The organism is Sulfodiicoccus acidiphilus, assembly GCF_003967175.1.
GTDB classification, from domain to species: domain Archaea; phylum Thermoproteota; class Thermoprotei_A; order Sulfolobales; family Sulfolobaceae; genus Sulfodiicoccus; species Sulfodiicoccus acidiphilus.
Map to the genome: position 1 here is coordinate 2,341,727 of NZ_AP018553.1, position 11,463 is coordinate 2,353,189.

Below are 11,463 nucleotides of genomic sequence, written 5' to 3' on the forward strand. Positions count from 1 at the left end.
CAAGAAGACAGATCTCTAGGAAAATCTCGATTGAAAATATTGAATAGGGAAGGAGTCTCGAGATTCACCTTTTCACGATCTTGAGGAAGTACTGATGCACAGCATAGCTGGAGGATAGTTCTGGGTGAAAGGTGGTTGCCAGAGTGGGCCCTTCCTGCACCATTACAGGTCTTCCCTCCAATTCCGCTAATATCTCCGTATTTCCCCAGACTTTGACTATCGCTGGAGCCCTTATGAAGGGGACGAGCACTTTCTCCGCACCTATTCTACTCATGTCGAGGGTTTCTTGGAAGCTCTCCCTCTGCCTTCCGTAGTAGTTCCTTACAACCGCGAAGTCCATTACCCCTAGCGTGGGCTGTTTTATTTTAACCTTAGAGTCCGAAGTCTCTTTGGCTAACATTATTGCCCCTGCACATGTTCCTAGTACAGGTAGTCCATCGTGAATCGCAGTCCTCAGGTCTTCGAGTATTCCCATCCTCTCCGCAACTACACCAAGAGTAGTACTTTCACCTCCTGGTAGAACTATTCCTTCCACAGAGGTTAGGTCCATCCGTTTCTTTACGGGTATCACTTCCCCCTCCAGCCCAGATGTAGAGAGTGCCTTTCGAAGGTGGTGTGCATGCTCCTCGAAGCTACCCTGATAAGCGAGGATCCCGATCCTCATGAACCCCTCACCTGAAGAAGCTCCTCGGGCCTTAGCGTCTTTACATCTATCCCCATCATAGATTTCTTTTCGCTTATCATTTTCTGGGCCTCCAAGACTACTTCTGGATCTTCCCAGTTAGATGTGGCTAAAACAATAGCCTTTGCTCTCTCCTCCGGATCCTCGCTCTTAAATATCCCAGAGCCTACGAACACACCGTCAGCTCCAAGCCACATCATCAGAGCGGCATCGGCAGGCGTGGCTATCCCACCTGCCGCGAAATTGACTACCGGTAGCCTTCCAAGAGTTGCCGTAAGCTTGGCCAACTCATATGGTACTTGAAACTCTCTAGCCTTCTTGGCAACCTCCTCATCGGTCAACGCCTTTAGTTCGCCGATCTCCCTACTAATTATCTTCATATGCTTCACTGCCTCACTGACGTTACCAGTTCCAGCCTCTCCTTTAGTCCTAATCATTGAGGCCCCCTCATATATCCTTCGAAGTGCCTCGCCTAGGCTCCTAGCTCCATTAACGAAGGGCACGGTAAACTGCCACTTATCTATATGATGTTCTTCGTCAGCTGGAGTCAGGACCTCACTCTCATCTATCATATCCACTCCTAATGCCTCAAGCACCTTAGCCTCCATGTAATGTCCTATTCTCACCTTGGCCATTATAGGTATTGTTACAGAATTCATGACCTCCTCTATTACTCGGGGCTCGGCCATTCTGGCTACCCCTCCACTCTTTCGAACGTCATAGGGTAGTTTATCCAAGACCATAACTGCAGTCGCTCCAGCGGATTCGGCTATCTGAGCTTGAGAGGGGTTTGTTACGTCCATTATAACTCCCCCCTTCTGAAATATGGGGAAGGCGTGCTTCACTAGGATTGTTCCTTTCTTCAAGGGCTTAGGCTCAGATTTCCCAGAAGCTTCTCTGAGCTCCGCTAACTTATAGAAGAAGCTCTCTATCTCCGAAAACTCCAGGGGGTAGTACCTCATATCACCTTGAATGAAATCAAACTAGCTAAAAAGTATTGGCAGGTGTTAGTTGTATAGCTGACTAATATCCGTAATATAGCCCACCCGAGAGGACGGAGCCCACTTCACTGCTCACAAATTCATACTGTTTAACACGTGCAATGAAACAGGAATTATCTAGAAAGGACCAAGGAGATGATATCGACGTATGTACCTAAAACTCTAATGCGTCTCCAGACTTCTCTCCTGTAGAAAATTCAACAGAACAGCTTCCACATCATCAAAGGTTTTAAGCAAATTCCTGCGGAGTTCCTTACAGTGAGCCGATTGAGCCAACGGAAGATAGGAGACTACGTGCAAGCCATCAGTAAGTTTGAGACCGGTGTAAAAGAGTTAGAGAGATCTAGTAGCGAGGACGCCAAGAGATTACTCACCGAAGCTGAGGCCCTCTCTTCCCAGTTTGAGGAAGCGGCCTCTAAGGCCATTGATATAATAGCAGAGTCCATCTCTAAGGAAGAGAAACAAAAGATAGATCAGCTCAGGAAGATGTTTCTAGATCAAAGGCAGAAACAGTTAGCCGAAATAAAGAGGAAAGGAGAGAAGAATCTAGATAAGGCCGTCCAATTTCTTTTGGAGCAAGTTAAAGGTGCTTACAGGTGAGCGTCAATACATACCTCACCTCGATAGCGAGACTTCTCAAGTCTAAAACCCTCTCTCGTTCTTTAATGGATGAGCTGCTGGGAAGTGGTAGCTGGAAGGAATCGGCCAACATATTAAAGGAGCGGGGTATCTTACCTGAAGTAGGACAGAACCTAGAGGATACCGAAGCGATTGTGAAGAGGCACTTTACTAGTCTAGGAAGCGAATTAAGGAACTTTACACTATCTTCCAACATTGGAAAAAGAATAGCAGACCTATACTATTACAGACTCACTTTGAACGATCTAAAGTATTTGGTGTCGTCAGTCTACAGTAAAGTGAAGGTGGAGAGGAGGATGATACTTTCTGGAGATCAAAACCTCTTCTCTGCTGCTGAATCCTCACCAAATAGCATAGATGAACTGTCAACGTTACTAAGGGGGCAGATTTACGGTGAAGCGCTAGAGTACGCCGCCAAAAGTGGGGCCAGAGATCTCTCGGCCCTTAACTCATCCCTAGATCTCTTCTTTATCATAAGATTGAGCTCCACGATCAACGAAATGCGTGGGGACTGGAAGGCGAAAGCGGATCAGTTGACTTGTGGATATAGAGACTATTATGCCCTAAGTATGGCGGCTACTCAAAGGGTTGCAGTCTCAACCGAAATCTACTGCAAGGTATCACCTGAGGTAGCTAAGGATCTCGCTGCAGCCTCTTCCCAACAGGAAGGAATCGAGATAGTTAAACGCACGGAATATGGAAAGGGGATTCAAACCACGACTTTAGCTGCTGCACTGGCCTTTGTGGAACATGAAGCCAAAATCCAGGCTCGAAAGGCTGCTAAGGCAGTGTTCATGGGGGATCCGTTTACGCCTCTGTCGGTTATGGCTGCACTAGAACTGATTTCACTCGATCAAGAGGACATCATAAAGCTATTTAATGCACAGGCTTTGGGATTTCCTTCAAATAAAATAAAGGAACTTTTGTCGTTTGAGTTCATCTAATTTTTGCTTTAGCCAAAAATCTATGGCTTTCCGAACTATTGGGCCAAAACTAATTATGTCGATAGTTTTGCTCCTATGATCCTTAAAACAGGCTTTAGGGTGGACGTCTACTTCCACACTTAGTGGTAGAATCCTGACTACGATTGAGCTGGGATAGCCGGCCTTGAGGAAGAGGGACTGGGAATACTAATCTCCACTTTCATCCTAAAGTCTTGTAAAGTCCAGCACGGACTTACCCCTCGCCCTGCAGGGGATTGTTGATCATTTACCTTTAGAAGAGTATTGATCAAAAACAAATGATTTAGCCTTTCATAAAGAATAAACATCTAAAGCTTTAGATCAGGACCTACAATACCTCACAGTTTTCACCTACACATAACAGCGAAATACGAGGAATGTAAGGAGGATCAGGTAAACTACTCAGAGGTTTCTCCGAGCCGACGTAGTTCCATTTCAGTTTCCCATCCCTCCTCCTAAGAACATACCAATAACGTCCAACGTAAACATACTTCCTACCGTCCCTCTTGTAGACGAAGTGGACAGGTTTCAGGTAGACTCCTTTACCTCGGATATCCTCATTATAGGCATATATACGTCTCTTTAGCTCACCAATGTAAGTTAAAAGTAGGTCCTCCTTCAACTCGGGATGAATTGTAAGCATGGGTAGATAAATTAACGAGAACTCCAAAGGTGTATGATCGTGAAGTACAGAAGAGTTGGTAATACCGAGCTTGAGGTTTCAGAAATAGGAATAGGGACTTGGTCCATAATAACAGACTGGTGGGGTGCGGAGGTGACTAAAGCTGAAGAAGTATTACGTAGGGCTTATCAACTTGGTGTGACCTTCTACGACACAGCGGACTACTACGGCCAGGGTAAAGGAGAAGAGATCTTGGGCAAAACTCTGTCCACTGTAAGGGATAAGGTCGTAATTTTAACAAAGATAGGATATAATTTTTATAGTGGAGACCATAGAAAACAGGATTTCACAAGGGACTATTTAGAGGAAGCACTTTCTATGTCACTAAAGAGGCTCAACACAGATTATGTGGACGTATTAATGCTGCACAACCCGAGGCTAAACGTGATCAAAGATGTCGAGGTCTACGAGACAATGATAGAGTTCAAAAGGGATGGAAAAGCGAGAGTTGTGGGAGTAGCACTAGGGCCGACACTTGGATGGAGAGAGGAGGGGCTGCAGGCCATTGGAATGGGATATGAAGCCCTTGAACACATATTTAACCTCATAGAAAGGGAGCCAGGTCTCACGTTTCTACAACACAGCGGGATCGGACACTTCGTCAGAGTTCCTCACGCATCTGACGTCCTAGACGAAGAGAGATGGGAGATGTTGAGCAACAAGAAATTGCACAGAGCGTTGAAAGATAGCGCTTGGGTTCTCAAGGCCTTAGAGGAGATCAAAAACTACCTGAAGGAACATCCCTCTCCTCCACTATATCAGTTAGCCATACAATACATTCTAACCCACAATGCTGTGAGCTCAGTGATCCCCAACATGACTTCAGTGCATGACGTGGAGAGGTTCACGAGACTGAGTGAACTAGAGGTGCTTGACGAGGAAACTATGAGGACCTTGAACACTCTCTATGAGAAGAAATTGAAACCGTTGAATCTGGAGAGTGAAGAGGAAACCTTAGCTTATAAATAGCGTTCAAGCTGCGACATACACAGCTGTCCTTCTGTTCTTAGCTAGGAGCTTCACAGTGCCCTGCTTCTCCAACTGCCTAAGAAGTTCCTTCGCAGCGCTTATGCTGACATTCAGTTTGGCGGACAGTTCATAAGGAGTTACAGCCTTCTGCTTCTGTATCTCCTCTGAGGCTCTCTTGAGGCTTACTTGTTCCGATGTCATTGTTGTAGAAGCGGCCTTGCCTCCTCCCTTCTGCTTCTTCTCCTTCTTAGTCCCCTTGTCGTCCTCCTCCTTAACTCTCTTCTCTAAAGTGGATATAGGTTTTTTCTGAGTTCCTCCCACTTTCTTTCACCATTCAACGTATAAAGGGCCGGTTGATTAAATAAACGTTGTGGGAGAGGAAGTAATCAACGAGATCCTTGGAAGGGTGTCTAGGTTTGCGTCCTTCATGGGAGTATCTAGGGGAGAGCTAAGAGCCTACACCTCCCTGCTAATCAACGGGAAGATGTCAGCGAGGGAGCTATCAGACAATTTGGGAATTTCGTATACAAAAATTTACTCACTACTGAATAAATTAGAGATGAGAGGGTGGATAAGGAAAGTGGAGAGCAAGCCAAACAGATACGAGGCAGTATCTGTAAGGGAAGTGTGGGCCAAAATAAAGGGAAGTCTAACTGATAGACTTAACCAGTTCGAGAAGGAATTCATCGATCCTTTATCTTCAGTCCTCGCGGCCCCTTCTTATACAGTGTCAACTATAAGTGGCGGAAAAGTAATGGAGGTATTAACTCAGCTTCTATATACCCCATCAAACAGATATCTAATAGCTTTTTCCTCAAATAGAGTAATAAATGACGAAGTTGTGAAGGGGGTAGTTAACGCATCATATAGGGGAGAAACGAAGGTGATAGTAACTAAGGATGTTAGCGCTGATAGACTGAAGGGAGTAAACGTGAGGGTGATGGACTCGATGTTTGGCAGTGGAGTGATCACTAGGGGAACAATATTACTGATGATAGAGTCCTCACCTACGGTGCTGGGAATAATGTCTAGTCACCAGTACTTAGTGGAAATAGGGACGGTGTACTTTGAGTATTTATGGAGTAGGGCCAGTGAAGTGCGGAGTAGCAGTTAAAAGGACAAACAGAAAGAAGATTCTCTTTGAGGTATATGAAGATAATTACAATAAAGGTACCTGAGAAATATCTTGAAGCCATAGATGAATTAGTCAACACTGGGAGGTACAGCTCTAGAAGCGACGCCATAAGGAGCGCAATAGGAGACTTAATAAGAAAGGAGCTATGGATTGAAAGCTGAGATGATGAAAGCTGGTATTTTTGAGCTGTGATGCGAGACACCAGCCCTGAAGGAAATGAAGGTAAGTGAAGGAGAAGAAGTACTTTTATACGTGGACGAAAGGAGGAAATATCTCCTCCGAGTTGAGAAAGGAAAGTACCTATCTACAGATAAAGGAAAAGTGAAGTGTGACGAAATTATCGGGTTAGAGTACGGAAGTCGGTTAAAGTTGTCCAAAGGGGAAGCGTACGTGCTGAGACCGACCGTAGCGGACCTATACAGAGGAGGATTAAGGCCGTCGCAGGTAATATACCCCAAGGACGTCTCCTACATGATATTCTATTCAGGTATAGGCCCAGGTTCTAAGGTAGTAGAAGCCGGGACGGGCTCCGGTTACCTCACGGCGGCCCTAGCCCACTTCGTGGGAGATGAAGGGAAAGTTTACAGCTATGACGTCAGGGACGACATGCAGAGAAACGCGGAGAAGAACCTAAGGAGGCTAAAGCTATCTCACAGAGTAGAACTAAAGAGAGGCGACGTGAGGGAAGAAATAACGGAGAGGGAAGTCGATGCTGTGTTCTTAGATATGCCAGATCCTTGGAACGCCCTAAAATCGGTTAGAGTCGCACTTAAGCCAAGCGGCCACCTCTCAGTTTTCGTCCCCACTCTAAGGCAAGTCGAATTAACTTACTTGGCCATGGGAAGGACAGGCTTCACCGATCTCAGAGCTGATCAGCTCATCCTCATGGAAATTAGGGTCAAAGAAAACGCTACAAGACCCAAGAATGTTGGAGTTATGCACACGGGTTACGTAGTTCTAGGGAGGAAAGTTCAGGCCGATATTTCAGCGCCTGGGAGCATAGAAGTCTAGGAACTTGGAGAAGGCCACGGCCCTGTGAGAAAGTAAGTTCTTCGTTCTGACGTCCATCTCGGCGAACGTAAGCTTGGAACCTCTTGGGATGAAAATTGGGTCGAAACCAAAGCCTCCTCTTCCTCGAGGTGACAGAGCTATTTCGCCTTCCACTTTTCCCTCGAAGCTCACTACCTGCTCGCGATCTACGTAAGTTATCACGGATTGGAAGAATGCAGACCTATCCGTCCTATCTCTAACAAGGTCTAATATTCCCTCAATGCCGATTGTTTTAAACACGTAACTGGAATAAGGGCCTGGGAATCCGTTTAGCGCCTCCACAAAAAGTCCAGCATCCTCCACTATTAACGGCCTCTGTAGTTGCGAGAACGCTAACATTGCCCCCGTTCTACTGACTTCAAGCAAAGAGTTGGCCTGAATTTCGACTTTACTGAGGTTAGCGAACTCAACTTTTATTCCCCTGTCCTTGGCCAGCTCAGCCAGCTCAAGGAATTTGTGTCTATTAGCCGATACTATACTTAGCTTTCCTCTCTCTGACATATCTTCCCCTCCTCCTAATTTCCGTAACTTTTTCGCGAACTTTGTCCCAAGAGCCGGTAACATTGTCATAACCTTGCGAGAAGCCATGGAGGACCTCGGAGGCCATTGCCGGATGCACGCTTTCCAAAGAACGCATAAAGACGTGTACGTCGACTCCCAGATCCTCCAATTCGAAGGATCTCTTAGCAAGCCCGAAATCTATCACGAAGACATCGGTTCCCACTACAAGAAAGTTCTTGGTGTTAAGATCCCCGTGAACTATACCGCTAGAGTGCAGGATACCCACCAATTTGCCCACCTCATTACCCAAGAATTTGGCGTCCATTTTCCCTTCCATCAGAGATTCCATTAGAGTTGGACCTTCCAAATACTCCATGAATATACTGAAGGAAGGAGGTTCGACATAAAGCAAGGCCGGCACGTCAGCTCCTGCTTCTAACGCGCTCAACATTATCCTTGATTCCTGTAAGGTTCTTTCCCTGTTTATCCTAAGGTCTAGAATTGGGTACCTATACGGCTTGGAGAGCCTCCTCTTCAGAACACATTTAACACCAAATATCCTGCACTCGTAAATCACTGACTCGGCACCTCTGGACATCTCCCTAACTATCTCCAAACTATATCCACCTCGTCTACCCTCCAGCGAGGCCTTATGTGGGATTCCTCAATGTTCATTATGGCGCCATGCTTGGCCATCTGCAGTCCTGTATAAGCTATCATGGCCCCATTATCTCCTGCATAGTAAGGAGGAACTACTTTTAGCTCAACTCCCCAACTGTCGGCTAGGGAGTTCAGTTTCTCCTTTAGACTGGCGCTAGCAGCAACGCCGCCCACAACAAGGATCTCTTTCTTTTTAGTTAGTGCTAAGGCCCTCTCAACCGCTTCCAACAGGACATCGAACGCAACCTCTCTTAAACTAAAACAGACATCTCCTCTCCTGTGAGACTTCAATGCCTTCAGTGCTGCTGTCAATATCCCAGAGTAAGATACATCCTGCCCCTTTACTACGTACGGTAGGTCTATGAAGTTCTCTCCTTCCTCCGCACAAATATCTATCATATGTCTCCCGTTGATTATGTAGGGAGGAGCAAGCCCTGCCTCTCGCACGAATGTATCAAACATGTTCCCAAGAGCTATATCTAATGTCTCTCCAAATGTCCTGAATCTTCCCTCTACCAGACTAGTGATCACCGTGTTACCGCCTGAGAGGTACACCACCAGTGGATCTTGAGCACCAGTTGAGAAGTAGCCTATCTCTATGTGTGCCACACCATGATTCACTCCCACAAGAGGCTTCCTATATTTGAGGCTCAGCGCCCTAGCAAGTGTAGCTCCAACTCTGAGCGCTGGACCTAAGCCAGGACCTATGGAAACCGCTATATAATCAATTTCCTTTATAGTTAGTCTGGCTTCCCTCAGGGACTCCTTCACGATTTTCGGGGCGACCTCGGCGTGATGATGAGAAACCTCACCTGGTCTCATTCCTCCCTCTCTAGGTACAAACGTATCTTTAACATTAGAAAGAACGTACGGCGAATGATCCGCTACTACTCCAACACCTAACGTGTGAGCTGTAGATTCAATGCCTAATACCTTCATCACTTACCCTTCTTTCCTACGAACTCTGTATAGCCACACTTGCCACAGGCCCACCTTTCGTTCGGTTTCAGGTGATGGCCCATTACGCTTCCGCAACGAGGACATTTCTTGTTTTTTAATTTTATCTTCTCGTCTGAGATCTCGTAGTACGTCCTTACTATCGCCTTAGTCTCCTGCTTAGCCACTCTTACCACCTTTCTTTTGCTTGGTTCCAGCGTCCCTATCTAACACATGCTTGTATTCGTACAACTTCAGCTTTTGCCCATCTTCATACATGTTTACTCTCACCTTGCTTACCCCAGCCCCATAGGACGTATCTATTCTCCTTACTACTATCCGATCCGTCTTAGCATTGAGTACTTTAGACAGTCCATCTATTATTTCCTTCCTACTGGGGGTACTAGCACCTATGTGAAACAAAGTTACAACAAGTTCCTTTCTCCCTATCACTTTATTGTCCATCTCTAGCTCTACTACTCCCTCAACCTTGTCTGAGATCCTTACTTTGACTTCAGACATCAACCATCAGCTCAGATCGCTAGAATAAGATACTACTATTAAGACTTACGGAGGTCTTTGATTATTTCCTGCGCCACTTTATATCCGGAAAGTACCATTCCCCCGAAGATCGGACCCATCCTAGGTAAGTTCTTCACTTCCGTGACTGACATTCCTGCGGCATAGAGACCAGGCGCAACCATTCCTGTATTGTCGTAAACCAATTGCTCGGCGGACTCCGAATATGCTGGCCTCTCGCCGGGGACTACTAAGTTGAGTTCAGGGATCTTACGTGAGGCCACAGAGATTACCTCGGCGTCATGCCCCGTAGCATCCACAACGGCCCTAGCCGAAACGAAGAGTGGATCCGTGTGGAGCGATGCCATCTGGGTGGCTGTCCACTCTACCGCTACACCCACCACTCTCAACGGCTCTTCTCTAAATATTACGTCATCTACTGTTATACCGTGAACAAACTTAGCCCCAGCATCTATAGCGGCGGTAGCTAATTTAGCCATAAACTCCGCCGAGTCGACCACGTAGACTCCCTCATCGACCCTGGTCAGCCTTATTCCAAAAGATTTCAATAGTTCGTCAGCTGGACTCTCGATAACTATCCTGTGAAAAAGCATTGCTCCACCTCCTATCCCCCTCCAAAGCTAAGCCTTCTCTCAAAGAGAACGGTCCTTAATCCCTCCTTGGCCAAGAAATGAGCAGCTGTCATACCTGCAGGACCTGCTCCCACTATAACTACGTCACTATCAACTATTTTCTCCCAGTCTTCCATTGTGGACCTGATAATGTACCTACTAATTGCAGCTTCGGTTACGCGCTTAACCTTGTCCCCATTTTTGACAATTGGCATAAGATAGGCCTATAGAAGCAGATTATAAACTAGCTTATATATGAATTTGAGTGAATGTAGAAGGGGAGAGAGTTGCCGTTCAAGATAGAGTCCCAAACCCTTACCCAACACTGTTCGCATTGTGGAACCACTATAAGGTCCAATCCCATAGTGGTTAAGACTTGCTGCAATAATAAACCATGGGTGTTTTGCAGTAATAGGTGCTACACGGCGTGGCTAGCGGACTGGACGCGAAAGCAGGAACAGGTGAAGGGAAAAGGAAGACAGTTGTTGTAGGACTGACCCGGTTCAAGCGGAATATTATACGGGATAAGGACGGTAGAGGCGCTGAGACATGCCCAAGTAAAGACTATTGTATACACGGGAGGCAATCAAAGTAGCTAAGGTAGAGAATGACATCGGTCTTGAGAACGATTTGCGAAAGGTTGCTGATGAAATTTACTCGGAAGGAGAAATCGAAGCCCCTACCTCCAGTAGCAGTTACAGAGTTGACGCTATGTCAATAGTACCGTGCAGTATAAGGACACTGGCTGAAGTCACTTCTGGAATAACCTTAACCTATTCAGTAGAACCGCTGCCAGCGTTCTAAGACCCAGAAAAAGTTGGTGCTAGTCATAAGGGAAACTCCGTCAGGTGCAATAGAACTGAGCAATACTCTGAAAGTAACCAAGGTAGGAGGAATAATTGTTCCCGGCTCACCTGGCTTTTATTCTAAAGCCCAAATCGGTAGACGATATGGTAAATTTCGTTGTAGGAAAAACTCTAGATATGATTGGATATCGAACACTCGTTATATAATAGATGAAAGGGACAAACGAGCAGTGAAGCACAAAGGTGAGCTACTGAAGCAGAGAACAGAGCCTCAAGAGCTTATAGTAAT

The 11,463-nt window shown here is 46.1% G+C and carries 16 protein-coding genes and 1 pseudogene; 7 read left to right on the top strand and 10 right to left on the bottom strand.

What is annotated here, in order from left to right; translation table 11 throughout:
* Positions 1-64: 64 nt before the first annotated feature.
* Both pdxT and pdxS read right to left on the bottom strand, forming a co-directional pair.
* Positions 65-664 carry a pyridoxal 5'-phosphate synthase glutaminase subunit PdxT gene (pdxT, locus tag HS1genome_RS11815; RefSeq protein WP_126451223.1) on the bottom strand — a complete coding sequence of 200 codons (600 nt, stop codon included), beginning with the start codon at positions 662-664 and terminating at the stop codon, positions 65-67.
* Positions 661-1,644: a pyridoxal 5'-phosphate synthase lyase subunit PdxS gene (gene pdxS / locus HS1genome_RS11820; RefSeq protein WP_126451224.1), complete on the bottom strand. Its 984-nt coding sequence runs from the start codon at positions 1,642-1,644 to the stop codon at positions 661-663. Before pdxS ends, pdxT begins: the two co-directional genes overlap by 4 nt.
* Before the next feature lie 297 nt (positions 1,645-1,941).
* Between pdxS and HS1genome_RS11825 the strand changes: the two genes are divergently transcribed.
* The gene (locus HS1genome_RS11825; RefSeq protein WP_126451225.1) at positions 1,942-2,283 is read left to right on the top strand and encodes a hypothetical protein; all 342 of its coding nucleotides are present in this window, start codon (positions 1,942-1,944) and stop codon (positions 2,281-2,283) included.
* Positions 2,280-3,266 (top strand): V0D/AC39 family V-type ATPase subunit, encoded by a 987-nt coding sequence (locus tag HS1genome_RS11830; protein WP_126451226.1) that lies wholly within the window; start codon positions 2,280-2,282, stop codon positions 3,264-3,266. Before HS1genome_RS11825 ends, HS1genome_RS11830 begins: the two co-directional genes overlap by 4 nt.
* Positions 3,267-3,612: 346 nt before the next feature.
* Here the strand turns inward: HS1genome_RS11830 and ubp are convergent, their stop codons facing one another.
* Positions 3,613-3,927 (bottom strand): UBP family nucleoid-associated protein, encoded by a 315-nt coding sequence (gene ubp, locus HS1genome_RS11835; RefSeq protein WP_126451227.1) that lies wholly within the window; start codon positions 3,925-3,927, stop codon positions 3,613-3,615.
* A 39-nt stretch (positions 3,928-3,966) separates the two neighbouring features.
* Here ubp and HS1genome_RS11840 point away from each other — a divergent pair, with 39 nt between their 5' ends.
* Positions 3,967-4,935, top strand: a complete 969-nt coding sequence (locus HS1genome_RS11840; RefSeq protein ID WP_126451228.1) for an aldo/keto reductase — start codon at positions 3,967-3,969, stop codon at positions 4,933-4,935.
* 3 nt (positions 4,936-4,938) lie between these two features.
* On the opposite strand, the gene HS1genome_RS11845 is transcribed toward HS1genome_RS11840, so the two are convergent.
* A complete protein-coding gene (locus HS1genome_RS11845; RefSeq protein ID WP_126451229.1) occupies positions 4,939-5,256 on the bottom strand; it encodes a 30S ribosomal protein S25e in 318 nt (105 codons plus the stop codon).
* Positions 5,257-5,305: 49 nt separating this feature from the next.
* On the opposite strand from HS1genome_RS11845, the gene HS1genome_RS11850 reads away from it, so the two are divergent.
* Genes HS1genome_RS11850 through HS1genome_RS11860 form a run of 3 tightly spaced genes read left to right on the top strand, consistent with a single transcriptional unit; the run spans position 5,306 to position 7,081 of the window.
* A complete protein-coding gene (locus tag HS1genome_RS11850; protein ID WP_126451230.1) occupies positions 5,306-6,049 on the top strand; it encodes a TrmB family transcriptional regulator in 744 nt (247 codons plus the stop codon).
* A gap of 35 nt (positions 6,050-6,084) precedes the next feature.
* Positions 6,085-6,231: a ribbon-helix-helix domain-containing protein gene (locus HS1genome_RS11855; protein ID WP_126451231.1), complete on the top strand. Its 147-nt coding sequence runs from the start codon at positions 6,085-6,087 to the stop codon at positions 6,229-6,231.
* Between the two features lie 55 nt (positions 6,232-6,286).
* Positions 6,287-7,081 (top strand): tRNA (adenine-N1)-methyltransferase, encoded by a 795-nt coding sequence (locus tag HS1genome_RS11860; protein ID WP_126451232.1) that lies wholly within the window; start codon positions 6,287-6,289, stop codon positions 7,079-7,081.
* Here the strand turns inward: HS1genome_RS11860 and HS1genome_RS11865 are convergent.
* From HS1genome_RS11865 to HS1genome_RS11890, 6 genes and pseudogenes are all read right to left on the bottom strand, one after another.
* Positions 7,055-7,621, bottom strand: a complete 567-nt coding sequence (locus tag HS1genome_RS11865; protein WP_126451233.1) for an XTP/dITP diphosphatase — start codon at positions 7,619-7,621, stop codon at positions 7,055-7,057. The genes HS1genome_RS11860 and HS1genome_RS11865 overlap by 27 nt on opposite strands.
* Positions 7,584-8,237, bottom strand: a complete 654-nt coding sequence (locus HS1genome_RS11870; RefSeq protein WP_126451234.1) for a Kae1-associated kinase Bud32 — start codon at positions 8,235-8,237, stop codon at positions 7,584-7,586. The genes HS1genome_RS11865 and HS1genome_RS11870 overlap by 38 nt, the downstream gene beginning before the upstream one ends.
* Complete coding sequence (gene kae1 / locus HS1genome_RS11875) at positions 8,228-9,220, bottom strand: KEOPS complex N(6)-L-threonylcarbamoyladenine synthase Kae1 (protein ID WP_126451235.1); 993 nt, start codon at positions 9,218-9,220, stop codon at positions 8,228-8,230. The genes HS1genome_RS11870 and kae1 overlap by 10 nt, the downstream gene beginning before the upstream one ends.
* Positions 9,220-9,405 (bottom strand): 30S ribosomal protein S27ae, encoded by a 186-nt coding sequence (locus tag HS1genome_RS11880; protein ID WP_126451236.1) that lies wholly within the window; start codon positions 9,403-9,405, stop codon positions 9,220-9,222. The genes kae1 and HS1genome_RS11880 overlap by 1 nt, the downstream gene beginning before the upstream one ends.
* Entirely contained in the window at positions 9,398-9,739 is a 342-nt protein-coding gene (locus HS1genome_RS11885; RefSeq protein WP_126451237.1) for an eS24 family ribosomal protein, read from the bottom strand. The genes HS1genome_RS11880 and HS1genome_RS11885 overlap by 8 nt, the downstream gene beginning before the upstream one ends.
* 38 nt (positions 9,740-9,777) lie before the next feature.
* Positions 9,778-10,583: pseudogene (locus HS1genome_RS11890) on the bottom strand (sulfide-dependent adenosine diphosphate thiazole synthase).
* 352 nt (positions 10,584-10,935) lie between these two features.
* On the opposite strand from HS1genome_RS11890, the gene HS1genome_RS12930 reads away from it, so the two are divergent.
* Positions 10,936-11,172: a flavoprotein gene (locus HS1genome_RS12930; protein ID WP_308423709.1), complete on the top strand. Its 237-nt coding sequence runs from the start codon at positions 10,936-10,938 to the stop codon at positions 11,170-11,172.
* Positions 11,173-11,463: the final 291 nt, after the last annotated feature.